A 26,640-nucleotide genomic window follows, 5' to 3' on the forward strand; every position below is an offset into this window, starting at 1 on the left:
CATGACCCGGTTCGTCTACCTCGATGAGGACGACCTTCTCGCCGCCGCCTCCGTCTACCTCGGGCACCCGCCCGAGGTGCGCGACCTCGGCCTGCTGTCGTCGGCCTGCGCCTGGCCGTCGGCCTCGATGTACGGGGTCGAGGCGTATCCGACGTTGCACGAGAAGGCTGCGGCTCTGCTCCTCTCGCTGACGAAGAACCACCCGCTGATCGACGGGAACAAGCGGCTCGGCTGGGTCGGTGTGCGGCTCTTCTACGGGCTCAACGGCTGCACGCTCGCGATGCGAGAGGACGAGGCGTACGACCTCGTCATCTCGATCGCCGACGGGAGCGAGGACGACGTCGCAACCGTCGCGTCGACCCTTTCACCCTGGGTGCGCTGACACCGGTCCGAACCGCGCATTCTGCTTGCCTCGCCGCGGGTCGGCCTGGCAGCGTCGGCCCATGACGACGCCACCCGCACCGCCTGCCGCCCCCGAGACGCCCGTCGTTCCGACCGCCGAGGAGATCTGGCCGTTCGCAGGCCTGCGCGTCGTGAGCGACGATCTCGAACTCCGCTACCTCGACGACGAGCTCCTGCTGCGCCTCGCGGCACTGGCCGGGCAGGGCGTCCACGAGCCTGACGCGATGCCGTTCCTCACGCCCTGGACGCGCGGCACCCCGCTCGAGGTCGCGCGCTCCGTCGTCGCCTACCACTGGCGCAACCGGGCGGAGGCGTCTGCGGACAAGTTGAGCGTCGAGCTCGCTGTCGTCCGCGACGGCGAGGTGCTCGGCACCCAGGGTTTCTACGCCGGCAAGTTCGCGGTGACCCGCACCGCGGAGACCGGGTCGTGGCTCGGCCTGCGGTTCCACGGCCACGGTGTCGGCACCCGCATGCGACGGGCCGTGCTGCACCTGCTGTTCGAGGGGCTGGGCGCGGGCGAGGTCACGACGGTGGCGTTCGCCGACAACGCCCCCTCGAACGGCGTGACCCGGCGGCTGGGCTATGAACCGAACGGAACCGCGGTCGTCGCGCGGGAGGGGAAGGCGACGACCGAGAACCGGTACCGCCTGACGCGCGAGGCGTGGGAGGCACAGACCGACCGGCCCGACGTCGAGCTGCACGGTGTCGAGCCGGTCCGCGAGTTCCTCGGCCTCGACCACCCACAGACCCCACGAGGTAGGCCTCCCGCGGGCCCACTTCGCGAAGTGGGCCCCGGGCGGGGTCCTTCGCGGGGGAGGGGTCGGCGGGTCAGCGTGCGCCGTCCTCGGCGTAGGCCCAGCCCGACCAGCGCTCGATACGCATCCGGATGACCGGGCCGCGGGGCGGGTCGGCGCGGTACTGCGGGTAGCGCTCGGCGAGGGCCGCGAGCGCCGCGTCGAAGGCGGGGCCGTCGTGCTCGATGTGGGCGACGCCGTCGGCGCGGACCCACCACAGGTGGGTCCAGTCGTCGTCGTACCGGTCGGCGAGGACGGCGACGCGCGGGTTCTCGGTGATGTTCGTCAGGCGCCGAAGACGCGTGGTGGTCTTGGGCTTGTGGTCGACGGCGGTGACGAGGTCGTCGCCGACGAGCGCGAACGTGACCGGCACGACGTGCGGGTGCGCGTCGGCGCCGGTCGTCGCGAGGTGGGCATGGCGGACGCGGGCGAGCCGTTCGCGGCAGGTCGCCTCGTCGAGTCGCATGGTCGGATTCTGGCCCGACGACGACGGCGCCCGCACCCGGGAGCGGGTGCGGGCGCCGTCGTCGTGCTCCGCGCGGGGTGCGTCAGCCGCGCGGGACGTTGGCGACGCCGTCGGGCAGGAAGCGCTTGCCGAGGATGCGCTCGGAGTAGCCCGAGCGGTCCAGGTAGGGCGTGATCCCGCCGAGGTGGAAGGGCCACCCGGCGCCGAGGATCATGCAGAGGTCGATCTGCTGCGGTGTGGCGACGACGCCCTCGTCGAGCATGAGCCCGATCTCGCGGGTGAGGGCGGTGAGGGTCGCGTCGAGCACGCCGGCGGCGTCGAGCACCTCGCCGGTCCGGGCGTGACCGTCGCCGTCGAACACGGCCTGGATCTCCGGGTTCACCGGCTTGGGCAGCCCCTTGGCGGGGGCGTCGAGGACGACGCGCGTCCCGTCGGCGACGAGCTTCTCGAGGCCCGGGGAGGCGGGGAAGCGGTCGCCGAGGTCCTCGCGCAGGGACTGCAGCACGTGCAGGCCGACGGCGGGGCCGACGAGGTCGAACAGCTCGAACGTCGGCATGGGGAAGCCGAGCGGGTCGGTGGCGTGGTCGGCGACCTCGACGGAGGTCCCGTTCTCGACCGCCTCGACGATCTTGCCCATGACGAGCACGAGGAGCCGGTTGACGACGAACCCGGGCCGGTCCTTCACGAGCACGGACGTCTTGCGGAGCTTCTTGGTGACGGCGAACGCGGTCGCGAGGGCCTCGTCGGACGTCTTCTCCGCGTGGATGACCTCGACGAGCGGCATCGCGGCGACGGGGTTGAAGAAGTGGATCCCGACGACCCGCTCGGGGTGCTGCAGGTCAGCGGCCATCTCGGTGATCGACAGGGCCGAGGTGTTGGTCGCGAGGATGGTCTCGGGGGAGACGATGCCCTCCAGCTCCGCGAAGACCTTCTTCTTGAGCCCCAGCACCTCGGTCACCGCCTCGATGACGAAGTCGCAGCTCGCGAAGTCCTGGACGTCGGTCGTGCCGTGCACCTGCGCTGTGATGCGGGCGGCGGTGTCCTTGGACATGCGGCCCGTCGAGACGAGCCGGGCGAGCTGGGACTGGACGAACCCGAGGCCCTTGTCGACGCGCTCCTGGTCGATGTCGCGCATGACGACCGGCACCTGGAGGCGCTGGGCGAACAGCAGCGCGATCTGGGCGGCCATGAGCCCCGCACCGACGATCCCGACCCGCGTGACGGGGCGGGCGAGCGACGGGTCCGGCGCGCCGACGGGCTTCTTGCCGTGCGAGACGAGCTGGAACGCGTAGACGCTCGCCCGCATCTCGTCGGTCATGATGAGGTCCGCGAGCGCCTCGTCCTCGGCGGCGAACGCCGTGGTCCTGTCGGAGTCGCGGGCGGCGGCGACGAGGTCGAGCGCCCGGTAGGGGGCGGGGCGTGAGCCGTGGACGGTGGCGTCGAGGCGCTGGCGGGCGGCGTCGGTGACCGCCTTCCAGGTGGCCTCGTCGTCGAGGGGCCGGCGTTCGACGACGATCTCGCCGCGCAGGATCGCCGCGGTCCAGCGGATCGACTCCTCGAGGAAGTCGGCGGCGTCGAAGATCGCGTCGGCGAGGCCGAGCTCGTACGCCTCGGCGGCCTTGAACGGCTTGTTCTGCGCGGGGCGGGTGAGGATGACGTCGAGGGCCTTCTGGACGCCGATGAGCCGCGGCACGAGGTAGGCGCCGCCCCAGCCGGGGACGAGGCCGAGGCCGGTCTCGGGGAGGGCGAGAGCGCCGGCGTCGGACGCGACGGTCCGGTAGTCGCAGTTGAGCGCGATCTCGAGGCCGCCGCCGAGCGCGACGCCGTTGATGTACGCGAAGGTCGGGACGCCGACCTCCGACAGCGCCCGGTACGCGGCGTGGCCGCCCTGGCCGAGGGTGAGGGCGTCGCCGCGCGAGGTGACTGCGGCGACCTGGGTGAGGTCGGCGCCCGCGGCCAGGAAGTACGGCTTCCCGGTCACGCCGACGGCGACGATCTCGCCGGCGGACGCGCGCTCGTGCAGGCGCTCGACGACGGCCTGCAGCTCCGCGATGCCCTGCGGGCCGAGGGTCGTGGGCTTGGTGTGGTCGAGCCCGTTGTCGAGGGTGACGAGGGCGAGCGTGCCGAGGTCGTCCGGGAGCGCGACGTCGCGCACGAGGAAGTGGGTGACCCGCTCGGCGCGCGGGGTGGGGGTGGTGTCGGTCATCGGTGATCCGTCCCTGGGTTCGAGTTCTTGGGTGCGCGGGCGGCGTCGACTCAGCGGCGCGTGGCGTCGGAGTGGCCGGAGTAGTCGGCGTGGTTCGGGTTCTCCCAGATCACCGTGCCGCCCATGCCGAGGCCGACGCACATGGTCGTGATGCCGTACCGGACGTCGGGGTGCTGCTCGAACTCGCGGGCGAGCTGCGTCATGAGCCGCACGCCCGACGACGCGAGCGGGTGGCCGACGGCGATCGCGCCGCCGTACGGGTTCACGCGCGGGTCGTCGTCGTCGATCTTGAAGTGGTCGAGGAACGCGAGCACCTGGACGGCGAACGCCTCGTTGATCTCGAACAGGCCGATGTCGTCGATCGTCAGGGACGCCTTGGCGAGTGCCTTCTCCGTGGAGGGGATCGGGCCGAAGCCCATGATCTCCGGGTCGACCCCGGCGAACGCGAACGACACCATCCGCATGCGGGGCGTGAGGCCGAGCTCGTCCGCGACCTCGCCGGACGCGACGAGCGACATGGTCGCGCCGTCGGTCAGCGGGGACGCGTTGCCGGCGGTCACGCGACCGCCCGGCCGGAACGGGGTCTTGAGGTTCGCGATGGCCTCGGCCGTCGTGCCGGGGCGGGGAGCTCGTCGGCCGTGGCCAGGCCCCAGCCGAGTTCCGAGCGGACCGCGACCGGCACCAGGTCCGGCGTGATGTTGCCGTCCGCGAGCGCCTTCGCGTACCGGGCCTGGGACTGCACGCCGTACGCGTCGGCGCGCTCCTTGGTCAGGTGGGGGAAGCGGTCGTGGAGGTTCTCGGCGGTGGCGCCCATGACGAGGGCGTCGCCCTCGACGAGGCGCTCGGTGAGGAACCGGGGGTTGGGGTCCGCGTCGAAGCCCATGGGGTGGTGACCCATGTGCTCGACGCCGCCGGCGAGGGCGACGTCCTGCATGCCGGCCATGATCCCGGAGGCGGTGGTGGTGACGGCGGTCATCGCGCCGGCGCACATGCGGTCGATCGCGTAGCCGGGGACGGTCTTGGGGAGGCCGGAGAGCACGGCCACGGAACGGCCGAGCGTGAGGCCCTGGTCGCCCTGCTGCGTGGTCGCGGCGATCGCGACCTCGTCGATGCGCTCGGGCGGGAGCTCGGGGTGGCGGCGCAGCAGCTCGCGCACGGTCTTGACGGCGAGGTCGTCGGCGCGGGTGCCGGCGTACAGGCCGTCGGGGCGGGCCTTGCCGAACGGGGTGCGTACGCCGTCGACGAAGACGACGTCACGCACGGTCGGGCGGGTGGAGGCGGTGGTCATTGCTTCTCCTGAATCTGGACTGCGATGTCCTGGGCGGTCCGTCGACGCGAGAAACACGATACCGCGAGTCCTAGGAAAGTCCACGCACTCCGCCTCGCGCCGGGGTGACGTGCGCCACGGTGCTGTCGGTGCCGCGCCCTACGGTGGGTGCATGACCGTCCGACCGCAGCCCTCGGCGCCGTCCGTCTCCTCGGTGGAGATCGACCACAGGTTCGACGCTCCGCTCGACGTCGTCTGGCGTGCGTGGACGGATCCCGAGCGCGTGAGCAGGTGGTGGGGATCGGATCCCGACGGCGTCGTCACGTCCGCCGAGCTCGACGTCCGCGTCGGCGGTCGGTTCGAGATCTCGTTCCGGGACCCGAGCGGGGAAGCGCACACCTCCCGCGGCGCGTACCTCCGCGTCGACGAGCCGAGCGTCCTGGACTTCACGTGGTCGTGGGAGTCCGAGCCGGGCGCCGAGTCGCGGGTTACGGTGGAACTGGCGGGCGACGGCGACGCCACCGTGATGCGGTTCGTGCACGGCGAGCTGGTCGGGGTCTCGGCGCACGACTACGGCCCGGGGTGGCGCCGCACGTTCGGCAAGCTGGACGCCGTCCTGGCCGACGAGCGGTAGTACGGCGACGGCGGCGCACCCGGGTGGGGAGCGCCGCCGTCGGGCGTGGTGCGGGTGGGGAGCGCCGCCGTCGGGCGTGGTGCGGGTGGGCCTCAGCCGCGGACCTTGCGGACCGCCTTCTTCGCGAGGGGGAGCGCCTTGTTCCACATGCTGTACAGCGGCGAGAACGGGACGTCGAACGACGCGGTCAGCTCGTCCTCGTGCTGCGCGAACGACTTCTTGAACTCGGAGATCCCGTCGTTGAGCAGGCCGTTCATGTCGTAGCGGCGCAACCCGGCGTCGCGGGAGATCGTGACGGCCTTCCACTTCACGGGCGCGTTGGCGCGCAGCGAGCGGCCCGCGTCGTTCTGGCCGCCGTACAGCTCGAAGGCGGTCGTGGCGGAGACGACGTCCCACACGAACGAGCACGGCTTGCCCTCGGCGTCGAACGCGGCGACCAGGAGCGAGCGGTCGCCGAGGTACCGGTGGATCGCGAGGTAGTACTCGTCGTCGTGCAGGGCGAACCCGGCGCGCGCGGCGGTCTCGTGATAGACGTCCAGGACGCCGCGGACCTCGTCCTCCGTCTCGACGCGGCGGACGTCGAGGCCGGTGCGGATCCCCTTGCGGATGTCGTAGCGCGTGGTGCGCGACATCGCGGCCAGCAGCTCGTCCTCGGTCTTCGCCAGGTCGAGGACGAGCGTCTTCGGGTAGAGGATCGGGTTCGGCGAGGGCACGGCGCCGGCGACCTCGAGCGGGTCGGACGCGTCCCAGTCGGGCTCGAACGTCACCGAGATGCCGCCGATCTCCTTGCGGCACCAGTTCGCGACGGCGTCGCACACCACGCCCCGCAGTGCGGGGTCGGTGACCACGGGGCCGCGGGGGACGTGCGCGAGCGAGCGGAACGGTGCGGGGAGCTGGCGGACGAGGACCTGCGCGAGGCCGATCGTCTCGTCGCCGCGCGAGATCTCGACGTGGTGGGAGGTCCAGGCGCCGTCGGCCTTGACCTGGCCCCAGCCCCAGAGCTGGAGCGGGTGACCGCCGAGCCGGTCGACCTCGGAGTCCCAGAGGGCCTGGTCGTCGATCACGGTCACGAGAGGGGAGGAACCGGGCATGGCCTGAACCTTACCCGGCGCGGAGGGCCACCCGTGGCCGCGCGGGTCGCCCCTCAGACGCCGCCCAGCGCGTCCACGAGCGGCTGCGCCACGAGCTCGATCTGCCACGCGCGCGCCCCGCGACCCCGGAGGAAGTCGCTGACGCTGTCAACCGTGAACGGGTCGGGCGGCGTCCAGCACAGGCGCCGCAGGGCGTCGGGCTGGAGCAGGTTCTCGGTGGGCAGGTGGTGGTCCTCGGCGATCTGCGCGACGAGCGGCCGCGCGACCTCGAGCCGTGCCCACGCGGCGGGGTCCCGGTCCGCCCACGCCCGGGCCGGCGGCGGCGCATCCGTGCCGGGGCCGCGGAGCGACGGCAGGTCGTCCGCAGGGAGCGCCATGGCCTCGGAGATCGCCCGCTGCCAGACGGGGGCGCGCCGCTTCGTGCCCTTGCTCGCGAACTCGGGCAGGCGTGTCAGGTCCGCCACGGTGCGCGGCAGGGCCTGGGCGGCGGCGACGATCGCACGGTCCGGCAAGACCCGGCCGGGGGACAGGTCGCGCAGGCGCGCGTTCGCGTCCCGGGCCTCCCACAGCGCGCGGACGACGGCGAGCCGCCGCCGGTCGCGCAGCGTGTGCGAGCCCGACGTGCGGCGCCACGGGTCGACGCGCGGGGGCGCCGGCGGTGCGAGGCGCTCCGCCTCGAACTCCTGCGCCGCCCAGTCGGCCTTGCCCTGCTCGGCGAGCTCCGCGAGCAGGTGCTCGCGCAGCGGCACCAGCAGCTCGACGTCGAGGGCCGCGTACCGGAGCCAGTCCTCCGGGAGCGGCCGCGTCGACCAGTCCTGCGCCGAGTGCTCCTTCGCGAGGCCCAGGCCCAGCACGCGCGCCACCACCGCCCCGAGCCCCACGCGCTCGTACCCGAGCAGCCGGGCAGCGAGCTCGGTGTCGAACACGTGCGCCGGGCGCATCCCCAGGTCGGCGAGACCCGGCAGGTCCTGCGTCGCCGCGTGCAGCACCCACTCGGCGTCGCCGATCGCCCCGCCGAGGTCGCGCAGGTCCTCGAACGGGACGGGGTCGACCAGGAACGTGCCCACGTCCTCGCGGCGCACCTGCACCAGGTAGGTCCGCTGCCCGTACCGGTACCCGGACGCGCGCTCCGCGTCGACCGCGACCGGGCCGGTGCCCGCCGCCAGCCGGTCGACGGCGTCGCGGTAGGCGGCCGGCGTCGCCACGACGCGCGGCACACCGCCCGCGGGCTCACGGAGGGGGTGACGTCGGGCTCGGGGGCGGGAACGGCGTCGTCGGTGGTGCCCTGGGTCACGAGCCGCTCCCCGCGCGGCGAGCGCGCAGCGGGGTCACGCCCTCGGGAAGGGCGGGCCGGCCCGCGACCGACCCCATGAGGTGGGCCCAGGCGTGCAGGTGGGGTGCGAGGTCCGGGGTCGTGGGGGTCCACGACGCACGGATCTCGATCTCGTCCGCCTCCGGGGTGTCGGCGAGCGAACCAAAGCTCTCGGAGATCACGCGTGTCACGGTACCGCCGTGCGCGCGCGACCCCGCACCCGCCGAGACCAGGGCCTCACGCAGCCACGTCCACGCGACCTCCGACAGGAGGGGTCGCGCACCAGGTCCCGCTCGAGCGGGGCACGCACCATCGTCACCGCGCGGAACCGCCCCTGCCAGACCTCCTGGCCGTCCGGGTCGTACAGGACGACGAACCTCCCCGAAGCGGCATCGGTCGCGTGGGCGCCGTGCCCGGCGAGCTCACCCGTGAGCGCGAGCGCGAACGGAGCCACCCGTGTCGGGGCCGGGATCTCGTGCAAGGAGACGTCCGCGCGCACCCTGACGTCCCGCAAGGAGCGGAGCGCGCGCTGGAACTCCTCGGGCACGTGCACCTCGCCGGCCGGACTCACACGGGCACTGTAGGTGCAGGTGGGGCCGTTCTCGTGGAGGTGGACGGCGTGCCGCCGTCGAGCGTGTCTGGACTACCCTGACAGCGAAGCCTCAGAGCATCCCCGATGTTCCCTTCCGACCACGCCTAGGAGTCTTCAGCATGTCCGCACGCGCACAGATCGGTGTCACTGGCCTCGCTGTGATGGGCCGCAACCTCGCACGGAACTTCGCCCGGCACGGGTACACCGTCGCGGTGCACAACCGCTCCTACGCCAAGACCGAGTCGCTCATCGCGGACCACGGCACCGACGGCGACTTCGTCCCGTCGGAGTCCACCGCGGACTTCGTGGCCTCCATCGAGCGCCCCCGCAAGATCGTCATCATGGTCAAGGCCGGCGCCGCGACCGACGCCGTCATCGACGAGCTCATCCCGCACCTCGAGGAGGGCGACGTCGTCATCGACGGCGGCAACGCGCACTTCCCCGACACCATCCGCCGGGAGCACAAGCTCTCCGAGCTCGGCCTCCACTTCGTCGGCATGGGCGTGTCCGGCGGCGAGGAGGGCGCGCTCAACGGCCCCAGCATCATGCCCGGCGGCCCCAAGGAGTCGTACACGACCCTCGGCCCGATCCTCGAGGACATCTCCGCCAAGGTCGACGGCACGCCGTGCTGCACCTGGGTCGGGCCCGACGGCGCAGGCCACTTCGTGAAGATGGTCCACAACGGCATCGAGTACGCCGACATGCAGCTCATCGCCGAGGCGTACGACCTCCTCAAGCACGGGCTCGGTGAGTCCGCGGCGGGGATCGGCAAGATCTTCGAGCAGTGGAACAAGGGCGACCTCGAGTCGTTCCTCATCGAGATCACCGCCGACGTCCTCCAGCACGTCGACGCCGAGACCGGCAAGGCGTTCGTCGACGTCGTCCTCGACCAGGCCGAGCAGAAGGGCACCGGCCGCTGGACCGTGCAGAACGCCCTCGACCTCGGCGTGCCGATCACCGGCATCGCCGAGGCGACGTTCGCCCGCGCGCTGTCCGGGTCCGTCCCGCAGCGCGAGGCCGCGCGCGCGGCGCTCCCCGGCGACGCCGGCACCTGGCAGATCGAGGACCGCGACGCCTTTGTCGAGGACGTCCGTCTCGCGCTCTACGCCTCGAAGCTCGTCGCGTACTCCCAGGGCTTCGACCAGATCGCCGCCGCGAGCGCCGAGTACGGCTGGGGCATCGACCGCGGTGCCATGGCCCGGATCTGGCGGGGTGGCTGCATCATCCGCGCCAAGTTCCTCAACCGGATCACCGAGGCCTACGAGCGGGACGAGAACCTGCCGCTCCTGATCGCCGACCCGTACTTCGCGGACGTCGTCGGCAAGGGCCTCGCGGCGTGGCGCCGGATCGTGGCGCAGGCCGCGCTCAACGGCGTCCCGACGCCGGCGTTCGCGTCGTCGCTGTCGTACTACGACGGCGTGCGTGCCGAGCGTCTGCCCGCCGCGCTCATCCAGGCGCAGCGTGACTTCTTCGGTGCGCACACGTACCGCCGGGTCGACCGTGAGGGCACTTTCCACACGGAGTGGTCGGGCGACCGCAGCGAGACCACGGCGTGAGCGCAGCCGCGGCGACGGTCCGCGCGCTCCTGGGAGAACGGACGGGGACCGACCCCGACGACTGGCACCTGGTCTTCAAGGCGCGGTACGGCATGCTCGTGGTCTTCCGTGCCCTGGCGGCAGCGCGCGGCGGCGGTGAGGTGGCGACCCAGGTCTTCACGTGCTCGACGGCCGTCGACCCGATCGTCGCCGCGGGGCTGAGCCCCGCGCACGGCGAGGTGTCGCCGGCGTCCGTCGCGCTCGACCCTGCCCGGCTCGTGGTCACGACGGCGACGCGGGCCGTCGTCGCCCAGCACACGTTCGGGATCGTCGACGACGCGGGCACGGCGGGCCTGCGGGCGCGCGCCGACGCGGCAGGCGCCCTGCTCGTCGAGGACAGTGCACACTGTGTGGGCAGGATGGCGCGCCGGGCCGACGGCGCGCCCCTCGCGGACGTGTCGGTGCACTCGTTCGGGGTCGAGAAGATGCTCCCGACCCGGTTCGGTGGTGCGGTGTGGGTCTCGCCGGCGCTGCGCGACGGTGTGCTCCGCTCGGCGATCACCAGCGGGCTGGCGGGCCTGCCGGCGGCGGGCAGGCGCCTCGACGTCGCCGCGCGGGCGTACCGCACCGAGGTCCGGGTCCTGAACCGGCTGCCCGGCGGGGTCGCGGGTGCGGTGCGCGGCGCGCTGACCGCGGCCGGCGCCTTCGAGCCGGCGATCGCACCCGTCGAGGGCCGTGGCGGCCTGCCGTACGAGCCGATGGCGCCGTCGGCCTGGATGGTCGAGCAGATAGCGGCCGCCCTGCCGGGTCTGGCTGCCAACGAGGACCGGCGGTCCGCCGCGGTCGAGGTCTACCTGCGCGAGCTCGCGGGTGTCGTCGAGATCCCCGGGGCGGTCGCAGCCCCGGCTCCCTTGGTGCGGTTCCCGTTCTTCGCGCCCGACGGCGCATCGGCCGAGGCCGTCCTGCGCGCCCTGGCCTCCGGAGGGTTCTACGGCGGTCGCTGGTACCGCCCCGCGCTGTTCCCCGGCGTCGAGGACCCGGGCGTGTACGGGTACACGCCCGGGGACGGTCGGCTCGCGGTCACCGAGGACCTCGTGACGAGGGTCGTGAACCTGCCGACGAACGTCGCCCCGGGAGACGCACGCCGTGCGGCCGGCCTCGTGCGCCGGGTCCTCGCTACCGGTTGAGCCGTACCTTCGCGAACTTCACGTAGTCGAGGGTGTGCCGCAGGTCGACCCGGGCGATGTCGAGCGCTCGGGCGAACGAACGGTCGGGACGGTACCGCAGGGTGTGCACCCGCCCGCGACGCGCCGCTGCGCGGACGGCGCCACGCACCGAGGCCGGTGCGTAGTGGCGCACGACCGGGTAGGGCACGTTGAGCCAGAGTCGTTCCTCGGTCGTCGCCACCGGGGTGAGCGAGCGGCCGTACACGAGGTCGTCCACGTAGTAGCGGGCAAGGTTCCCGCCGGCGGCCATCGTGTAGTAGCTCGTGGCGCCCTGGCGCAGGTTGAGCTCGAGGATCTTGCTCGTGCCCGTGCGCCGGTCGTGCATCACGTCGAAGTTCGCGGCCCCCACGTACCCGATCGCGTCGAGCAGGTTGCGGATCGACGACGCCAGCTCGGGGTCGTCGAACGTGACGATCGCGTTGTTGTTGCCCACGAGCGCAGGGTTGTACTCGGTCAGGGCCACCTGGCCCACGGACACGAACTGCATGCGACCGTGCTGGTCGGAGTACGTGTTGGCGACCCGCATGACCGACTCGTCACCGGTGATGTACTCCTGGACCACGAGGTCGTCGTCGTAGCCCGCCGCGTAGATCCGCCGCGTGGTCTCGCGGACCCCGGCGGCGTCGTGCAGGAGGTAGACCTTCTGCTTGCCCGCGAAGTGCAGGCGCGGGTAGACGTCCGTGTCCGACGGCTTGAGGATCACCGGGTACGGGAACGGCAGGTCCTCGCCGAGCCGCGAGTCGCCGGCCGTTTGGGGCGTGACGATCACGGTGGCCGGGTGCGGCACGCCCAGGTCGGCGAGGGTCCGGTAGAAGTCCGTCTTGTTGATGAGCCGCTGGGCGAGCGCCTTGTCGACGAGCGGGATCCGGTACAGCCCGTCGAGCTCGGCCCGGTGGTCGAGCACCACGTTCGTGTAGAACTCGATGGTCGGGACGAGGACGAGCGTCCGGTCTCCGAGCTCGGCCGCGAGCTCCTGGAGCGTGGCGACGACGAAGTCCGGCTCTTCGAAGGACCGGTAGGCGCGCACGTCGAGGATCCGCGAGTGGGCCGTCTCGCGCAGGGCGAACCTGCCCAGCGCGAGGGAGCGCACACCGAAGGCCTGGTGCAGAGAGCGGGCGATGTTGTAGGCGTTGATGCCCGTACCCAGGATGACCGGGACGAAGTCGTCGTTCCCGTACGTGCGAGGTCGCGAGGGGGCCATGCGGAGCGGAATCCGTTCGTCGGGGGTGGGTGGGTCATCGCCGAGCGACGCCCGAAGTGCACCCTATCGGCTCGCCGCTCAGCCGATCTCGCTCGTGCCCGCGTAGAGGTGCAGGACCGGCAGGTCGTCGAGCTCCTCGCGGGCCCGCGAGGCCCAGTCGCGGTGGAACGTGTCCTCGACCGCGTGCGGGTACGTCACGACGACGAGCTCGAGGACGTCGCCCCGGGCGGCGCGCTCCCGCACGGTGGGCAGCGGGTCGTCCGCGGTGACGACCCCCGACGCGTCGCGGCCGGCGGCCGCGAACAACGCCTCCGTGTCGGCGACCTGCTGCTCCGCCGTCTTCTCGGCCTGCGGCTTCGAGGGCACGTCGCGGCGCAGGTCGTGCCACGCCTGCTTGAGCTCGCCCACGCTGAGGTGGTCGATGAGCTCGACCGCGAAGTTCCGCTCCGAGTCGGCGGGGACGAGCACCTCGTACCGCAGGTCGTCGTCCGGGTGCATGCCGACGATGTGCTGGACGTCGGCGGGGGCGAGCGCGTCCTCGGCGAGGACGAGGACGGTCCGGGAGGCGGACGCGGCGGGCTGCGGGGCGGGGGCGTTCTCGGTCATGCCCCGACCTTAGCGGCGCGCCGCCTGGCGGGCTCCTAGGGTGGGGGCATGGGTGCGGGCTCGCGGACGGTGGTGGCGGCCGGGGGAGCGGGCTTCCTCGGACGGATCGTCGTGACGGACCTGGTGCGGCGCGGCTGGACGGTCGCCGTCCCGACCCGTCGGCCCGGGTCGCTCGACGACCTGGCCGTGACGCTCGCCGACGCGACCGGTCGCCTCGTCGTCGTCCCGCTCGACCCGTCCGGCCCCGCGGGCGTCGCCCCCACCCTGGCCCGGCTCGACCCGGCGCCGTCGGCGGTCGTGGCGTCCCTGGGGGCTGGAGCATCGGGCCACGGTTGCTCGACGTCCCCCCGACGCCTGGCAGCGCGCCCTCGACGACCACCTCACCGCGCACCTGCGCGCCATGCAGGTGTACGTGCCGCTGATCGCCGGGCAGGACGACGCCGTGTACCTCACGACGAACGGCGCCGCCGCGGACGAGCCGATGCCCGGCTCGGGGCCGATCAACGTGACCGGCGCGGCGCAGCGGATGCTCCTGCGCGCGGTCGCCGCGGAGCAGCCCGGGGTGCGGTTCCACGAGGTGTCCTTCCTCGCCGCCGTCGCGGGGGACGAGCGCAACCTCGACCCCGACGCGGAGCTCGGCCACGACGAGGTCGCGGCCGCCGTCCGCGGTGTGCTCGACGACCCTGGCTCGCCGCAGCTCGTCCGTGTGGCGCCGCGCGGCCGATGATGGCCTTCGTCGGGCCGGTCGAGACGTGCGTCACAGCGAGCGCCACCCGACCCGACGTACCCTGGACGGTCGTGACCACTCCTGTCCCCGCGCTGAGCGACGTCGTCCCGCAGGTCTCCCCGGACCGTCTGCTCGCCGACCTCGTCCCGCCGCGGCACTTCGCCGCCGCACGGTTCGGCACGTACCGGGCCAACCCGGACTTCCCGACCCAGCAGGCTGCGCTGGCGCGCCTGCAGGAGGTGGCTCAGGTCCTCGTGAAGCCCCGGTCGGGCGGGCTGTTCAAGCGGGCCAAGAAGCAGACGCCGCCCGCGGTGTACCTGGACGGCGGCTTCGGTGTCGGCAAGACGCACCTGCTCGCCTCCCTCGCCCACGAGGTGGGGCTCGAGCGGACGGCGTTCGGGACGTTCGTCGAGTACACGAACCTCGTGGGCGCGCTCGGGTTCCGTCAGACCGTCGACGCGCTCGCCACGAAGACGCTCGTGTGCATCGACGAGTTCGAGCTCGACGACCCGGGCGACACGGTCCTCATGTCCCGCCTGCTGCGCGAGCTCGCGGATCGCGGCGTCGCGCTCGCCGCGACGTCCAACACGCTCCCGGAGTCGCTGGGCGAGGGCCGGTTCGCCGCCGAGGACTTCCTGCGTGAGATCCAGGCGCTGTCGTCCCGGTTCGACGTGCTGCGCATCGACGGCCCCGACTACCGGCACCGTCCCACGGTCACGAAGGCGCCCGACGTGCCCGCCGACGCCGTCCGTGCGGCGGCCGAGTCGGTCGAGGGGGCGCGGCTCGACGATTTCGACACGCTCGTCGCGCACCTCGCGCACGTGCACCCGAGCCGCTACGGCGCGCTGCTCGACGGCGTCGAGCTCCTCGCGCTGACCGGCGTCCACCCCGTGACCGACCAGAACGTCGGGCTGCGCCTCGTCGTGCTCGTCGACCGCCTCTACGACCGCGACGTGCCGGTGCTGCTGGGCGGCGGGGACCGCGGGCTGTTCACCCCTGAGATGCTCGCGGGCGGATACCGCAAGAAGTACTTCCGGGCGCTGTCGCGCCTCGGCGCACTCGCCGAGGACGGTCGGACGCGCGTCGCCGCGCTCGCGGCCTAGCGCCGCGCCGGGCCGTCAGGTCGCGAGCAGCCGCGCGCGCTCCGCGTCGACGTCGAAGTCCGCGGGCGGCCAGCCGAGGTCGAGGCGGCGCAGCGCGTCCAGGAGCAGCTCGGAGACGGCGAGCCGCGCGAACCACTTGCGGTCCGCCGGGACGGCGTACCAGGGCGCGACCTCGGTGTTCGTCCGGTCCAGGACGGCCTGATATGCCTCCTGGTAGGCGGGCCACCTCAGCCGCGAGTCGACGTCGCCCGGGTTGTACTTCCAGTACTTGTCGGGGCGGTCGAGGCGTTCGAGCAGGCGCTTCTTCTGCTCCTCCGGGGAGACGAGCAGCGCGACCTTCACGACCGTAGTCCCGGCCTCGACGAGCCGCTCCTCGAAGCGGTTGATCTCGTCGTACCGCTTCTCCCACACGTCGGCCGGGACGAGCTCGTCGACCCGCACCACCAGGACGTCCTCGTAGTGCGACCGGTCGAACACCCCGATGTACCCGGGTCGGGGCAGCGCGCGCCGGATCCGCCACAGATAGTGGTGCCGCGCTTCCTCGGACGTGGGCACGCCGAACGACCGGTGCGCGACCCCCTGGGGGTCCACGAGCCCGACGACGTGGCGCACGATGCCGCCCTTGCCGGCGGTGTCCATGCCCTGGAGCACGAGGAGCACCGACCGGGCGCCGCCCGACCGCCCCTCCGCGAACAGGCGCTCCTGGAGCTCCGAGAGCTCGGCGGCGTGGCGGGCGACGAGCGCCTCGCCGGCCTTGCGCCCGTGCTTCCAGCCGGGCGTCGATGCGTGGTCGAAGCCCGCCAGGTCGAAGCCGGGTGCGACGCGCAGGGCGTCGGCCGGCGTCACGTCCCAGCCATCGTGCTTGCTCGTGGCCTTGCGTCCGTGCTTGCCGTGACCCATGGGTTTCTCCTATGTCAAGCCGCGGTCGCGTGGCAAGTCGCGGTCGCGGTTGACGGGTTGTTCTTGAGGGTGTTGAACACGATGCGGGCGAGGCGTCGTTTGAGGCAGCGCAGGGCCTCTGTCCTGGAGTCGCCGGCGGCCAGGCGCTTGTCGTAGTAGGCCCTGCCCAGCCCGGGTCGCTGCAGCTGGGTGACCGCGATCCGGTGCAGCGCGGTGTTCAGCTGCCGGTTGCCTGCCTTGTTCAGCCGCACCCTGCCCCGAGTGGAACCAGACCAGACCGGGATCGGTGCGACCCCGGCGTGCATCGCGAACTTCGCCTCGTCGGCGAACCGCGCCACCCCGGCGGTCTCGCCGTAGAGCTTGGCCGCGGTCAGCTCCCCGCACCCCGCAACCTCGAGCAGTGCGGGAGCCTGGGCACGGACCAGCGCGCCGATCTCCCGCTCCAGCTCGTTCGCGCGCCCGGTCAGAGAGGCGACGTCCTCGAGCAGCTCACGGGCCAACCGTGCGTCGATCCCGCCCACGTCCGAGAGCCGGGCGAGCAGGCGGGCGCGGGTGCCCTTGAGGTTCAACGACTTGGGTGCCGGATCGATCTCGGGATCGACCCGGTGCAGATGCCACCGCAACCGGTTCACGATCGCGGTGCGCTGACGCACCAACGACTCACGGTGGTCCACCAGCAGCTTGACCTCCCTAGACGCCTCGTCATGGGACGCGACCGGCAGGTCCGGGGTGCGCAGCACCGCGTGCGCGACCGCCAATGCGTCGATCGGGTCGGACTTGCCCCGCGTGCGCGCCACCCGACGCTGGACGGCCATCATCTTCGGTGCGACCCGCACCACCCGCGCACCCGCGGCCAGCAGGTCCAGCTCCAGCCGCGCCGACAGATGCCGGCAGTCCTCGATCCCCCACACCACCTCGGTCCCGAACCGGGCTTGGGCCCACCGCAGGGCCTTGTCATGGCCTCGGGGCACGGCCTTGACCGTGAGCTCGCCGAGCTTCTTACCGGCCTCGTCGACCGCGACGAACGTGTGGGACCTCTTGTGGACATCAGTGCCAACCACGACAACCATGGGGGTTGCCTCCTTCACCTGATCAGTGACTGGACGGTTGGACCGGTCGGCGGACACACCTCAGTGGGGGTGATGCCACGCTCCTATCAAGTCACGCCGGCCGGTCCCTTCCCACCCGGTGACGGCAAAACGCATGCTGGCCAACCCGCCGGCGGCAGCGAGCCTATGAGCCAGTCACCGGATGACAAGGGATCCAACCACCGCAACGCGGCGCCCTCACCCTGACACTGATGCGAGCCTACGGACGACGGCCGCCCCCGGCAGCGTGGAGGCTCGCATCCCCGGCCGGGCCGTCGTCCGGCCCGGCGGGCCGGGTGGCGCCCGGTGCCGTCATGCGAGCTCCGACGGGCGTGACAGGACGATGACGCTCCGGCCCGTGACGCGCAGCGTCGCGCCGGCGAGGACGCGTGACCCGGGCCGCGTCGACCCGTCGGTGTCGAGCCGCACGGTCCACGCCTTGCCGAAGGAGTCGTCGGGCAGGTGGAAGGCGAGCACGTCGGAGTGGGCGTTGAGGAGGATGAGGAACGAGTCGTCGACGATGCGCTCGCCCCGGCGGTCCGTCTCGGGGATCGTGTCGCCGTTGAGGAACACCATGACGGACCGGGCGAAGCTCTGCTGCCAGTCCGTGGAGTCCATCCGGTCGCCGGTGAGGTCGAGCCACTCGATGTCGGCGGGGTCGGCACCCGACGTCGCCGCCCGCCCCTCCGTCCCGATGTCGTCGTCGAGGACCCCGTCCGCGTCCACGTCGCCCGACCCGGGCTCGATGTCGGCGCGACCCGTGAAGAACCCTCGCCGGTGCAGGAGGGGGTGCGCCCTGCGGAGGGCGACGGCCTCCCGTGCGAACTCCAGCAGCGCACGCCGGTCGTCGTTCAGGTCCCAGTCGACCCATGTCGTCGGGTTGTCCTGGCAGTAGCCGTTGTTGTTCCCGCCCTGGGTGCGGCCGATCTCGTCGCCGTGACCGATCATCGGCACGCCCTGCGAGAGCATGAGGGTGGCGAGGAAGTTGCGTTGCTGACGCCGCCGGAGCCGGACGACGTCCTTGTCCGTCGTCTCGCCCTCGATCCCGCAGTTCCACGACCGGTTGTACGACTCGCCGTCCTTGTTGTCCTCGCCGTTGGCCTCGTTGTGCTTCTCGTCGTACGTGACGAGGTCGTGCAGCGTGAACCCGTCGTGGGCGGTCACGAAGTTGATCGACGCGATGGGCTTGCGGCCGCTGTGCTCGTACAGGTCCGACGACCCGGTGAGACGGCTCGCGAACTCGGGCAGGGTCGACGGCTCCCCACGCCAGAAGTCCCGCACGGTGTCGCGGTACTTCCCGTTCCACTCCGTCCACAGGGGAGGGAACCCGCCGACCTGGTAGCCGCCGTCGCCAAGGTCCCACGGCTCGGCGATGAGCTTGACCTGGGAGACCACCGGGTCCTGGTGCACCAGGTCGAAGAACGCCGACAGGCGGTCGACCTCGTGGAACTGCCGGGCGAGGGTCGCGGCGAGGTCGAACCGGAACCCGTCGACGTGCATCTCCTCCACCCAGTAGCGCAGGGAGTCCATGATCATCTGAAGCACCTGTGGCGACCGCATGAGGAGCGAGTTGCCCGTGCCCGTGGTGTCGAAGTAGTGCGCCTCGTCACCGTCGACGAGGCGGTAGTAGGCCGCGTTGTCGATCCCCCGGAAGCTCAGGGTCGGTCCCTGGTGGTTGCCCTCGGCGGTGTGGTTGTAGACGACGTCGAGCAGCACCTCGATGCCCGCCTCGTGCAACGCCTTGACCATGGCCTTGAACTCGAGGACCTGCTGGCCCCGGGTCCCGTAGGCCGTGTAGCCGTTGTGCGGGGCGAAGAACCCGATCGTGTTGTAGCCCCAGTAGTTCGACAGCCCGCGCTCGCGCAGGACGGGGTCGTCGACGAACTGGTGCACGGGCATGAGCTCGACCGCCGTGACACCGAGCCGCGTGAGGTGCTCCAGGACCGCCGGGTGCGCCATGCCCGCGTACGTGCCGCGCAGGTGCTCGGGCACCTTCGGGTGCTGCATCGTCATGCCGCGCACGTGCGCCTCGTAGATCACGCTGTCGTGGTAGTCCCGGTTCGGCGGCCTGTCGTGGCCCCAGTCGAAGTACGGGTTGATGACCACCGAGTGCATGGTGTGAGCGGCGGAGTCGGCGGTGTTGAGCTTGGTCGGGTCGTCGAACCGGTAGGAGAACAGCGACTCGTCGCCGTCGATCATGCCGTCGACGGCCTTCGCGTAGGGGTCGAGCAACAGCTTGCTGGGGTCGCTCCGGAGCCCCTTCGCCGGGTCGAACGGCCCGTGCACCCGGTACCCGTAGCGGGTGCCCGGGCCCACGCCCGGCAGGAAGCCGTGCCACACGTGGGCGTCGACCTCGCGCAGCGCGAGGCGCTCCTCCGTCCCGTCGTCGTTCAGCAGGCAGAGCTCGACCTTGTCGGCGACCTCGGAGAACAGGGCGAAGTTCGTGCCGGTTCCGTCGAACGTCGCGCCGAGCGGGTAGGAGTGACCGGGCCAGAGATCCATGGGCCCAGCGTGCCACCCCTGCCGGTGCGGCGACTCGGAAGGGGACGGTCAGGGGCACGACTGGCGCGCGATGAGTCGGCCGCGTCACGTGCGGGTGAACCTTGCGTGACGGTCCGGGCCCAGGCGTGGTGGATGCGCGCAGGCCGTCGCCGGACCTGGTAGACCCGAGGTATGAGCACCGAACGGACCGCCGGCCGCACCACCGCCACCGAGCGGAGGACGACGGCTCACGGGACCCTGGCCACCGACGACGACAGCAAGCTGTCGAGCGAGCGACGGCGCGAGCTCCTCGCCGGAGGCGACGCCTCCCGCGCCCCCAGTCGCTGTCTGCGACCGAGCTGCACCCGATCGAGGGCGCCTCGTCCGGCACGTCGTGGGACGACCCGGACGAGCTCTGACTCCCGAGCCTGTGTTTCATCTGCTCACGGCGGTGAGACGCCGCACGTTCGCGTGACGTGATGCGCCATGATGTGCGCGGCCCGCCCGGGCCGCACGCCGGCGACCGAGGTCGTCGGCAGCACGTGCATCACGAGGGGATTCTCTGCATGCGAACGTTGAAGCGCGCCGTCGCAGGCGCCATCACCACGGCCCTCGCCGTCGGACTCGTCTCCGCCCCGGCGCTCTCGGCGAACGCCGCGACCCACACGACGAGCGCCAAGTCCCAGGGTGTCAGCGTCAAGCTGGCGGTCAAGGACCTGACGAACAAGCCCGGCAAGTACACGATCAAGGACGCGGTCAAGGTCACCGTCACGGTGCCGGCGCCGTTCCACGACACGTACTCGGACGGCAGCGACGCCGGCACCGTCCCGGTGAAGTACTGGATCTACGTCAAGAGCACGGGGTCGGCGACCTGCGCCGGCAGCTACGTCTCGGACTTCTACACGAAGTCGCGGACCTTCACCCTCCCCGCGACCTTCAAGAACACGAAGTCCGGTTCGATCCGCTACTACTCGGCCAGCGGCAAGTGCAAGCTGTCGGTCGAGCTGTACGCGAGCCGGTACACGATCAGCGCCGCAGGCGACCTCAACGTCAAGAAGACCGTCTCGGCGGCGTACTACGTCAAGACGCCCACGTCGCTCACCAAGCCGTCGGTGTCGGCGACGCACGTGAAGAAGAACCACACCGTGAAGCTCTCGGGCAAGGCGACGTACCTGCGCGCCGACTCGAAGCACTGGTACACGAAGACGAAGCTGCCGAAGGGCACGAAGCTCGTGGTCCAGAAGAAGGCCAAGGGCGCCAAGTCCTGGTCGAAGGTCGCGACCGTCAAGGTGACCAGCAAGGGCACCTGGTCGAAGACCGTGAAGGTCGCGAAGACGACGTCCTACCGCGTCGTGTACGCGGGCAGCAGCACGCGCACCGCGAAGACGTCCGCCGTGCGGGTCGTCAAGGTCGGCTGACGGGCGCCTCCTCCTGACCGGCTCCTGGCGGCGGGGTCTCATCACGACGTGGTGAGGCCCCGCTCGTCGTCTTGAGCGTCCGGGTCGGAGTCAGGGTGTGTCGGTCGGCAGGCGGTCCGCGCCGACCAGGACCAGGCGCGGCATCCCAGCGGGGGCCGCGTGGCTGAGGGCGACGTACCGTGCTTCTGCCCGGTGCAGCCGGATGTGCTCGTCGAGCGACCAACCGGGCCCGTTGGTGAGGGTCATGCCGCACGAGCACCCGATCGTGATCCGTCCGTCTGCGTGCTCGACGGCGGTCCCGATGGTGACGTGCGACGCCTGAGCCTCCTGCTTGGCCTGCCGCATCGCCGGGGAGACCGCGACTGCGCCGTCGCTCGTGCGTTCGGGAGCGAGGGTGGAGTCCGGGAGAGCGGGGGTCGTCACACGCCGAGCGTACGGGACGCGCCGAGCACCTCTGTGCCTCGGTCACGTTGCGGTGTCGGCGCGCGTCAGGGCACTGTGAACGAGATGGACGCGACCGGGTTCGAGACCGAGCGGGCACGGCTGACCGCCGTGGCGACCAGGATCCTCGGTGCGAGCGCCGAGGCGGACGACGTGGTCCAGGAGGCGTGGTTGCGCCTCGACCAGGCGGAGGGGTCGATGACCCGCCTGCCTGGTTGACCACCGTCGTCACACGGCTGTGCCTCGACCGGCTGCGACGTCGGCAGACGCGCACCGCGGCCGAGGGTGCGGCGGGTCGGAAGTCGATCGCCGAGGCCGTGCCCGTCGACCCCGAGGCCGACGCGCTGCTCGCCGACCAGGTGGGCGGCGCGATGCAGCTCGTGCTCGACACGCTGGCTCCCGCGGAGCGGGCCGCCTTCGTCCTCCACGACGTGTTCGGCTACTCGTTCGACGAGATCACCGGGTTCCTCGGCCGGTCGCAGACGGCCGTCCGCCAGCTCGCCAGCCGCGCCCGCCGCAAGCTCCGCGGTGCCCCCGAGCCCGACGCCGAGCGGAGAGCGCGTGCCGAGAGCAAGGAGGTCGTCGACGCGTTCCTCGCGGCTGCGCACGGCGGTGAGCTGGGGGAGCTGCTCGATCTGCTCGCGCCCGACGTCGTGATGTGGGCGGACGGGGCCGGCCAGCGGATGGGCGCGCGCCCGGTGTACGACGGCGCGGGCGCCGTCGCTGCCCGCTTCCGTGGGGAGCGCGCGGGGCGAGGCTCACGTGGGTCGACGGCGAGCCGGGCCTCGCGTGGGTCGCGGGCGACGAGGTCAAGGTCGCGTTCGCGTTCCAGGTCGTCGGTGGCCACGTCCGCGAGATCGAGCTCATCGCCGACCCTGAGGTCCTCGCGACGATGTCGCTCGTCGTGGACTGAACGGCCCCGCGACGCGGCCCCGGCCGACAGCCGGTGGCCGCGTCGCCGATGGTTCAGGGCTGGCGCACCGGGGACGGGCTCAGCTCGAACCCGTCCGGGTCGGTCGCGGGGGCAGCGTCCCAGCCGATCACGAGCCCGTGCCCGCCCGTGCCCTCCGGGGCCACGCCCACGTCCTTGGCGAGCGCCGCCCGCTTGTACAGAGCGAGCGTCACGGCGCCGTCCTGGGGCTCGAACTCGACGTACTTGCTGCCGAAGCTCTTCGCGACGGTCAGTCCGTGCTCGGCGTAGAACCGCTGGGTCGCCTTGACGTCGGCGACGCCGAGCAGCAGGACGGTGCGCGTGACGGCGGAGTCGTCGTCGGCGGTCGCCTTGCCGGTCGCAGCGAGCTTCACGATCGTGCCGTCCGGCCCGCGAACCACGCCCGAGTACCCGCCCCAGAGCTGCTTCTTCGGGGCCTTGAGGTCGTCGGCGCCGAGGGCGAGCGCGTTGGCGTGCAGCAGGTCGACACCTGCGGACGTGGCGACGTCGACGCCGAGGATGAAGCCGCGGAAGCCCGAGCCGGGCGCGCCTGCGCCCGTGCGGACCGGGGTTCCGGGGCCGAGGGCTGTGCGGTAGAAGTCGCTGGCGGCGCCGTCGGAGGCGCTGAGCGTGAGCGACGTGATGGAGGTCATGGTCCGTCTCCTTGCTCGTCGGTGGACCTGTCGCCCACCTGACGCGCCCCGCGCACGACCTGTGACTCGCTCCCCGGAGGCCGCTCCGTCGGCGAGCCCCGGGGAAAGCACAAGAGGCGCCGCCCGTTGCCGGGAAGCGCCTCTCGTGATGAAGCTGGTGGGCGATACTGGGATCGAACCAGTGACCTCTTCCGTGTCAGGGAAGCGCGCTACCGCTGCGCCAATCGCCCAGGGATGCGGAGCATCCGATTGCTGCGAGGTGGAGACGGGATTCGAACCCGTGTATACGGCTTTGCAGGCCGCTGCCTCGCCTCTCGGCCACTCCACCTTGAGACTCGTACCCACAGGCCCTGAAGCCACGAGGATTCGTTCCTCCGAGCGGACGACGGGACTCGAACCCGCGACCCTCACCTTGGCAAGGTGATGCTCTACCAACTGAGCCACGTCCGCACGCTGCTTGAGCTTCCGGGGCTTTCCCCGGCCTCTCGGCGCGTTCAGAACTTTAGACGACTTTGGGGCCCGGAGCCAAACCGGCCCCTCCACGTGTCCGCAGGTGAACGACGCGGAGGAGCCCGAGCCGCGGAATCGTGCGGATCCTGGACGTGTCGCACCCGGCGGGGTCGGCCGTGGCTACGGTGGCGCGGTGACCGACGACAGCCGTGAGGGCCGAGGGAGCGCCGCTTTCGCCGGGCTGACCGCCCGCAACGCGGTGGAGTGCGTCGACCTCGCCGAGCACCCCGCCGCGCTCGACGCCGGCGGTCCGTGGTTCGTCGTCGTGCCGTTCGAGGGCGGGGGACGGGCCTGGCGCTTCCGGGAGACCGGGACGCGCCGTACGCCCGACGACGGCGCCCCGGCCTGGGTGGGTCCAGCGCCCGACGCGTGGCGCACGTCGCTCGACGGCGCGGCCTACCGGGACGCGGTGCGTGCCGTCCGCGCCGAGATCCGCGCCGGTGAGGTCTACCAGGTCAACGTGTGCCGGGTCCTCGAGGCGCCGCTGGCCGCCGGCGCGGGCGGCGAGCCCGACGCGCGGGCGCTGGCAGGCGTCCTCGGGTCGGGCAACCCGGCCCCGTACGGCGGGTACGTGCACGTGCCCGCGAGCGCCGGCGTCGACCCGGTCTGGGTCGTCAGCGCCTCGCCGGAGCTCTTCCTGTCGCTGCGGGACGGAGTGCTCACCTCGGGGCCCATCAAGGGGACCGCGGCACGCGCGGGCGGGCTGACCGACAAGGACCGCGCGGAGAACGTCATGATCACGGACCTCGTCCGCAACGACCTGCAGCGGGTCTGCGTGCCGGGCAGCGTGGAGGTGGTGGACCTGCTTGCCGAGGAGGAGCACCCCGGGCTCGTGCACCTGGTCTCGCGCGTCGCCGGGCGGCTGCGCCCCGGGTTGGGCTGGGCCGAGGTGCTGGCGGCCACGTTCCCGCCTGCGTCGGTCTCCGGCGCGCCCAAGTCGTCCGCGCTCCGGACGATCCGTAGGCTCGAGCCCGTGCCGCGCGGTCCCTACTGCGGTGCGGTCGGCTGGGTCGACCCGGCGCGTGGCCGCGCCGAGCTGGCTGTCGGGATCCGCACGTTCTGGTGGTCCGACGGCGCGCTCCGGTTCGGCACGGGCGCCGGCATCACGTGGGGCTCGGACCCCGATCACGAGTGGGCCGAGACGGAGCTGAAGGCGCGACGCCTGGTGGCGCTGGCGTCGTCGGGCAGGACGGACGAGGAGGACGGATGACGGCAACGGTGTGGGTGGACGGCAGGATCGTCGATCCGGAGGCGGCGTCGATCGGTGCGCTGGACCACGGGCTGACGGTGGGCGACGGGGTGTTCGAGACCTGTGGCGTTCAGGACGGGCAGGCCTTCGCGCTGACGCGGCACCTGCGCCGGCTCGCGCGCTCGGCCGCGGGGCTCGGCCTCGAGGCTCCGGATGAGGCGCTGATCCGCGAGGCCGTCGCCGGGGTACTGACGGCTGCGGGCCCCGAGGCTGCGCGGCTGCGCATCACGGTGACGGCCGGCCGAGGCCCGCTGGGCTCCGGGCGGACGCCGGGCGCGCAGACGGTCGTCGTGGCGGCGTCTCCGGGTCTGCACCACGCGACGTCGTCGGTGGTCCGGTCGCCGTGGGTGCGCAACGAGCGCTCCGCCGTCGCCGGGCTCAAGACGACGTCGTACGCCGAGAACGTCGTCGCGCTCGCTCATGCGTCCGAGCGCGGGGCCGACGAGGCCCTGCTCGCGAACACGGTCGGCGAGCTGTGCGAGGGCACGGGCGCGAACGTGTTCGTCGAGCGCGGGGAGAGCTCGTGACCCCGCCGCTCAGCAGCGGCTGCCTTGCCGGGATCACGCGGGAGCTGCTGCTCGAGTGGGGCGCCGCGGAGGGGCTTCCGGTGCGGGAGGCGGACCCCGGGGAGCTGCCGTTCTCCGTGCTCGACGACGTCACCGCAGGTCGTGCGCACGTCCTCGTCACGGGCAGCGTCCGCAACGTCACGCCGGTCGTGCGGCTCGACGACGTCGCCGTCGCAGCCGGGTCGCTGAGCGAGCGAGCCGCGGAGCTGTTCGTGCGCCGTCGGGCGCAGCACGTCGACCCGTGAGGTGTCGGTTTCGCACCACGCGCCGGAGCCGCTATTCTTGACCGCGCACCTGGTGCACCGGTCGTTCCGGTGAGGTCCAGCGTGTGACCCGGGCGATTGGCGCAGTGGTAGCGCGCTTCGTTCACACCGAAGAGGTCACTGGTTCGAACCCAGTATCGCCCACCAGCATCACTGCAGGTCAGGGGCCATTTTCTCCCAGCGAGAGAGTGGCCCCTGAGTTCTGTCCAGGGGTAGGTGCCCCAGTTCGTACCCCAGTTGGCGGCAGGAATGCCCGCTGCGCGCCGAGGCGTACCCGAGTCGCCGGACGCGGACGGACAGCCGCGGACGGCCCTGTGCGGCCGTGCACGCACGCCGGTGCTCAGGAGCGCGGGAGGGTGTGTGCTCGTCGACCAGGTAGCCGCATAGGAACCTGCATGGACACCAAGTCTCAAATTCCGGGCCGGGTCGGCGGCCGACAAGCTCCTGCTCACCGTCCCCGAAGCCGCAGAGAGGCTCTCGGTCTCGCGCAGCACCCTGTGCACGCTCATCGACGGCGGCCGCCTCAAGCGGGTGAAGATCGGCAGGTCCGCGCTCGTGAAGGCCGCGGCGCTCGCGCAGTTCGTCGAGCAATTCGAGGACGCCTGACATGCCGCCGGGAAGGCGCTCCAACGGCGAGGGTAGCGTTCGGCAATGGCCAGACAACCGCTGGGAGGGGCGGATCGCGTACACCGACAACATCACGGGGCGCGTGACCCGCCCAGCGTGTACGGAGCGACCAAGGCTGAGGTGCGGGCCAAGCTCAAGAAAGGTGCTAGAGCGGCTCGGGGCCGGCCAACCGGCGACCGACGCAAAGATCACCGTGGCGGCGTGGTGCGAGCAGTGGATGGCGACCACTCTCGAGGCGTCGTCGCGGCGACCCATCACCAAGGACCTGAGCCGCTCGCTCCTGCGGGGGCACGTCGTGCCCACCAGGCTCGGCGAGGTCACGCTCGATCGCCTGCGTCCGAGCCACGTGGA

General features: G+C 72.2%; 23 protein-coding genes, 4 tRNA genes and 4 pseudogenes. 15 read left to right on the forward strand and 16 right to left on the reverse strand.

Features of this window, described 5'->3' with window-relative positions; genetic code table 11:
• Position 1 precedes the first annotated feature (1 nt).
• Together QQK45_RS17115 and QQK45_RS17120 are read left to right on the forward strand one after the other, a co-directional pair.
• Positions 2–382, forward strand: coding sequence for a type II toxin-antitoxin system death-on-curing family toxin (locus tag QQK45_RS17115; protein WP_284294285.1), 381 nt, complete (start codon positions 2–4; stop codon positions 380–382).
• A 61-nt stretch (positions 383–443) separates the two neighbouring features.
• A complete protein-coding gene (locus QQK45_RS17120; RefSeq protein ID WP_348525269.1) occupies positions 444–1,292 on the forward strand; it encodes a GNAT family N-acetyltransferase in 849 nt (282 codons plus the stop codon).
• Here the strand turns inward: QQK45_RS17120 and QQK45_RS17125 are convergent.
• The 3 genes and pseudogenes from QQK45_RS17125 to QQK45_RS17135 all read right to left on the reverse strand — a co-directional run bounded on the left by QQK45_RS17125 (position 1,231) and on the right by QQK45_RS17135 (position 5,156).
• Positions 1,231–1,662 carry a TIGR03668 family PPOX class F420-dependent oxidoreductase gene (locus QQK45_RS17125; RefSeq protein ID WP_284294286.1) on the reverse strand — a complete coding sequence of 144 codons (432 nt, stop codon included), beginning with the start codon at positions 1,660–1,662 and terminating at the stop codon, positions 1,231–1,233. The two genes, QQK45_RS17120 and QQK45_RS17125, sit on opposite strands and share 62 nt — an antisense overlap.
• Positions 1,663–1,744: 82 nt before the next feature.
• The gene (locus QQK45_RS17130; RefSeq protein ID WP_284294287.1) at positions 1,745–3,868 is read right to left on the reverse strand and encodes a 3-hydroxyacyl-CoA dehydrogenase NAD-binding domain-containing protein; all 2,124 of its coding nucleotides are present in this window, start codon (positions 3,866–3,868) and stop codon (positions 1,745–1,747) included.
• 50 nt (positions 3,869–3,918) lie between these two features.
• Positions 3,919–5,156 (reverse strand): annotated as a pseudogene (locus tag QQK45_RS17135) (thiolase family protein).
• Between the two features lie 151 nt (positions 5,157–5,307).
• Between QQK45_RS17135 and QQK45_RS17140 the strand changes: the two are divergent.
• Positions 5,308–5,769, forward strand: coding sequence for an SRPBCC family protein (locus QQK45_RS17140; RefSeq protein WP_284294288.1), 462 nt, complete (start codon positions 5,308–5,310; stop codon positions 5,767–5,769).
• A gap of 92 nt (positions 5,770–5,861) precedes the next feature.
• On the opposite strand, the gene QQK45_RS17145 is transcribed toward QQK45_RS17140, so the two are convergent.
• From QQK45_RS17145 to QQK45_RS23400, 3 genes and pseudogenes are all read right to left on the reverse strand, one after another.
• On the reverse strand, positions 5,862–6,860 hold the full coding sequence (locus QQK45_RS17145; protein ID WP_284294289.1) for a lipid II:glycine glycyltransferase FemX: 999 nt from the start codon (positions 6,858–6,860) through the stop codon (positions 5,862–5,864).
• Between the two features lie 53 nt (positions 6,861–6,913).
• The gene (locus QQK45_RS17150; protein ID WP_348525270.1) at positions 6,914–8,065 is read right to left on the reverse strand and encodes an HRDC domain-containing protein; all 1,152 of its coding nucleotides are present in this window, start codon (positions 8,063–8,065) and stop codon (positions 6,914–6,916) included.
• 85 nt (positions 8,066–8,150) lie between these two features.
• Positions 8,151–8,743: pseudogene (locus QQK45_RS23400) on the reverse strand (DUF3000 domain-containing protein).
• Between the two features lie 140 nt (positions 8,744–8,883).
• On the opposite strand from QQK45_RS23400, the gene gndA reads away from it, so the two are divergent.
• Positions 8,884–10,320 (forward strand): NADP-dependent phosphogluconate dehydrogenase, encoded by a 1,437-nt coding sequence (gene gndA / locus QQK45_RS17160; RefSeq protein ID WP_284294290.1) that lies wholly within the window; start codon positions 8,884–8,886, stop codon positions 10,318–10,320.
• Entirely contained in the window at positions 10,317–11,486 is a 1,170-nt protein-coding gene (locus QQK45_RS17165) for a DegT/DnrJ/EryC1/StrS family aminotransferase (RefSeq protein ID WP_284294291.1), read from the forward strand. Before gndA ends, QQK45_RS17165 begins: the two co-directional genes overlap by 4 nt.
• On the opposite strand, the gene QQK45_RS17170 is transcribed toward QQK45_RS17165, so the two are convergent.
• Together QQK45_RS17170 and QQK45_RS17175 are read right to left on the reverse strand one after the other, a co-directional pair.
• The gene (locus QQK45_RS17170) at positions 11,476–12,726 is read right to left on the reverse strand and encodes a carboxylate--amine ligase (RefSeq protein WP_284294292.1); all 1,251 of its coding nucleotides are present in this window, start codon (positions 12,724–12,726) and stop codon (positions 11,476–11,478) included. The genes QQK45_RS17165 and QQK45_RS17170 overlap by 11 nt on opposite strands.
• 78 nt (positions 12,727–12,804) lie before the next feature.
• On the reverse strand, positions 12,805–13,332 hold the full coding sequence (locus QQK45_RS17175) for a hypothetical protein (RefSeq protein ID WP_284294293.1): 528 nt from the start codon (positions 13,330–13,332) through the stop codon (positions 12,805–12,807).
• A gap of 400 nt (positions 13,333–13,732) precedes the next feature.
• On the opposite strand from QQK45_RS17175, the gene QQK45_RS17180 reads away from it, so the two are divergent.
• Both QQK45_RS17180 and zapE read left to right on the forward strand, forming a co-directional pair.
• On the forward strand, positions 13,733–14,059 hold the full coding sequence (locus QQK45_RS17180; RefSeq protein ID WP_284294294.1) for a hypothetical protein: 327 nt from the start codon (positions 13,733–13,735) through the stop codon (positions 14,057–14,059).
• A complete protein-coding gene (gene zapE, locus QQK45_RS17185) occupies positions 14,059–15,162 on the forward strand; it encodes a cell division protein ZapE (RefSeq protein WP_431310347.1) in 1,104 nt (367 codons plus the stop codon). Before QQK45_RS17180 ends, zapE begins: the two co-directional genes overlap by 1 nt.
• 15 nt (positions 15,163–15,177) lie before the next feature.
• Here zapE and QQK45_RS17190 read toward each other — a convergent pair whose 3' ends face one another.
• The 3 genes from QQK45_RS17190 to glgX form a co-directional block, all read right to left on the reverse strand.
• Positions 15,178–16,062, reverse strand: a complete 885-nt coding sequence (locus tag QQK45_RS17190; RefSeq protein WP_284294296.1) for a PPK2 family polyphosphate kinase — start codon at positions 16,060–16,062, stop codon at positions 15,178–15,180.
• Between the two features lie 14 nt (positions 16,063–16,076).
• Positions 16,077–17,150: an IS110 family RNA-guided transposase gene (locus QQK45_RS17195; protein WP_284294232.1), complete on the reverse strand. Its 1,074-nt coding sequence runs from the start codon at positions 17,148–17,150 to the stop codon at positions 16,077–16,079.
• A 312-nt stretch (positions 17,151–17,462) separates the two neighbouring features.
• On the reverse strand, positions 17,463–19,652 hold the full coding sequence (gene glgX / locus QQK45_RS17200) for a glycogen debranching protein GlgX (RefSeq protein WP_284294297.1): 2,190 nt from the start codon (positions 19,650–19,652) through the stop codon (positions 17,463–17,465).
• A gap of 545 nt (positions 19,653–20,197) precedes the next feature.
• Between glgX and QQK45_RS17205 the strand changes: the two genes are divergently transcribed.
• The gene (locus QQK45_RS17205) at positions 20,198–21,049 is read left to right on the forward strand and encodes a hypothetical protein (RefSeq protein ID WP_284294298.1); all 852 of its coding nucleotides are present in this window, start codon (positions 20,198–20,200) and stop codon (positions 21,047–21,049) included.
• A gap of 90 nt (positions 21,050–21,139) precedes the next feature.
• Here the strand turns inward: QQK45_RS17205 and QQK45_RS17210 are convergent, their stop codons facing one another.
• Positions 21,140–21,472 carry a hypothetical protein gene (locus QQK45_RS17210; RefSeq protein WP_284294299.1) on the reverse strand — a complete coding sequence of 111 codons (333 nt, stop codon included), beginning with the start codon at positions 21,470–21,472 and terminating at the stop codon, positions 21,140–21,142.
• A gap of 84 nt (positions 21,473–21,556) precedes the next feature.
• Between QQK45_RS17210 and QQK45_RS17215 the strand changes: the two genes are divergently transcribed.
• The 3 genes and pseudogenes from QQK45_RS17215 (at position 21,557) to QQK45_RS17220 (ending at position 22,403) form a co-directional block, all read left to right on the forward strand.
• Positions 21,557–21,709, forward strand: coding sequence for a sigma factor (locus QQK45_RS17215; RefSeq protein WP_284294300.1), 153 nt, complete (start codon positions 21,557–21,559; stop codon positions 21,707–21,709).
• Between the two features lie 152 nt (positions 21,710–21,861).
• Positions 21,862–21,957: pseudogene (locus QQK45_RS23405) on the forward strand (sigma factor-like helix-turn-helix DNA-binding protein); the annotation flags it as partial.
• Positions 21,958–22,148: 191 nt separating this feature from the next.
• Positions 22,149–22,403: a hypothetical protein gene (locus tag QQK45_RS17220; protein ID WP_284294301.1), complete on the forward strand. Its 255-nt coding sequence runs from the start codon at positions 22,149–22,151 to the stop codon at positions 22,401–22,403.
• A gap of 53 nt (positions 22,404–22,456) precedes the next feature.
• On the opposite strand, the gene QQK45_RS17225 is transcribed toward QQK45_RS17220, so the two are convergent.
• From QQK45_RS17225 to QQK45_RS17240, 4 genes are all read right to left on the reverse strand, one after another.
• Complete coding sequence (locus tag QQK45_RS17225; protein WP_284294302.1) at positions 22,457–23,074, reverse strand: VOC family protein; 618 nt, start codon at positions 23,072–23,074, stop codon at positions 22,457–22,459.
• A 155-nt stretch (positions 23,075–23,229) separates the two neighbouring features.
• Positions 23,230–23,304, reverse strand: a tRNA-Val gene (locus tag QQK45_RS17230).
• Between the two features lie 27 nt (positions 23,305–23,331).
• Positions 23,332–23,402 (reverse strand) — tRNA-Cys (locus QQK45_RS17235).
• 49 nt (positions 23,403–23,451) lie between these two features.
• Positions 23,452–23,524: transfer RNA gene (locus QQK45_RS17240), tRNA-Gly, on the reverse strand.
• A gap of 193 nt (positions 23,525–23,717) precedes the next feature.
• On the opposite strand from QQK45_RS17240, the gene QQK45_RS17245 reads away from it, so the two are divergent.
• From QQK45_RS17245 to QQK45_RS23410, 4 genes and pseudogenes are all read left to right on the forward strand, one after another.
• Positions 23,718–24,794 (forward strand): chorismate-binding protein, encoded by a 1,077-nt coding sequence (locus tag QQK45_RS17245; RefSeq protein ID WP_284294303.1) that lies wholly within the window; start codon positions 23,718–23,720, stop codon positions 24,792–24,794.
• Positions 24,791–25,644: pseudogene (locus QQK45_RS17250) on the forward strand (aminotransferase class IV). The gene QQK45_RS17245 and the pseudogene QQK45_RS17250 overlap by 4 nt, the downstream one beginning before the upstream one ends.
• Positions 25,645–25,734: 90 nt before the next feature.
• Positions 25,735–25,809: transfer RNA gene (locus QQK45_RS17255), tRNA-Val, on the forward strand.
• A 297-nt stretch (positions 25,810–26,106) separates the two neighbouring features.
• Positions 26,107–26,268, forward strand: coding sequence for a helix-turn-helix domain-containing protein (locus QQK45_RS23410; protein WP_431310348.1), 162 nt, complete (start codon positions 26,107–26,109; stop codon positions 26,266–26,268).
• The last annotated feature ends 372 nt before the right edge of the window (positions 26,269–26,640 follow it).

Origin of the sequence: Luteimicrobium album (genome assembly GCF_030161555.1) — a bacterium.
In the GTDB taxonomy this organism is placed as follows: domain Bacteria; phylum Actinomycetota; class Actinomycetes; order Actinomycetales; family Cellulomonadaceae; genus Luteimicrobium; species Luteimicrobium album.

Coding starts and splice junctions, on each gene's coding strand:
- QQK45_RS17205 (WP_284294298.1), top strand. CDS start 20,198: ATGCGAACGTTGAAGCGCGCCGTCGCAGGCGCCATCACCACGGCCCTC.
- QQK45_RS17140 (WP_284294288.1), top strand. CDS start 5,308: ATGACCGTCCGACCGCAGCCCTCGGCGCCGTCCGTCTCCTCGGTGGAG.
- QQK45_RS17215 (WP_284294300.1), top strand. CDS start 21,557: ATGGACGCGACCGGGTTCGAGACCGAGCGGGCACGGCTGACCGCCGTG.
- QQK45_RS17175 (WP_284294293.1), bottom strand. CDS start 13,332: ATGACCGAGAACGCCCCCGCCCCGCAGCCCGCCGCGTCCGCCTCCCGG.
- QQK45_RS17170 (WP_284294292.1), bottom strand. CDS start 12,726: ATGGCCCCCTCGCGACCTCGCACGTACGGGAACGACGACTTCGTCCCG.
- QQK45_RS17125 (WP_284294286.1), bottom strand. CDS start 1,662: ATGCGACTCGACGAGGCGACCTGCCGCGAACGGCTCGCCCGCGTCCGC.
- glgX (WP_284294297.1), bottom strand. CDS start 19,652: ATGGATCTCTGGCCCGGTCACTCCTACCCGCTCGGCGCGACGTTCGAC.
- QQK45_RS17180 (WP_284294294.1), top strand. CDS start 13,733: ATGCAGGTGTACGTGCCGCTGATCGCCGGGCAGGACGACGCCGTGTAC.
- QQK45_RS17190 (WP_284294296.1), bottom strand. CDS start 16,062: ATGGGTCACGGCAAGCACGGACGCAAGGCCACGAGCAAGCACGATGGC.
- zapE (WP_431310347.1), top strand. CDS start 14,059: ATGGCCTTCGTCGGGCCGGTCGAGACGTGCGTCACAGCGAGCGCCACC.
- QQK45_RS17115 (WP_284294285.1), top strand. CDS start 2: ATGACCCGGTTCGTCTACCTCGATGAGGACGACCTTCTCGCCGCCGCC.
- QQK45_RS17130 (WP_284294287.1), bottom strand. CDS start 3,868: ATGACCGACACCACCCCCACCCCGCGCGCCGAGCGGGTCACCCACTTC.
- QQK45_RS17145 (WP_284294289.1), bottom strand. CDS start 6,860: ATGCCCGGTTCCTCCCCTCTCGTGACCGTGATCGACGACCAGGCCCTC.
- gndA (WP_284294290.1), top strand. CDS start 8,884: ATGTCCGCACGCGCACAGATCGGTGTCACTGGCCTCGCTGTGATGGGC.
- QQK45_RS17225 (WP_284294302.1), bottom strand. CDS start 23,074: ATGACCTCCATCACGTCGCTCACGCTCAGCGCCTCCGACGGCGCCGCC.
- QQK45_RS17120 (WP_348525269.1), top strand. CDS start 444: ATGACGACGCCACCCGCACCGCCTGCCGCCCCCGAGACGCCCGTCGTT.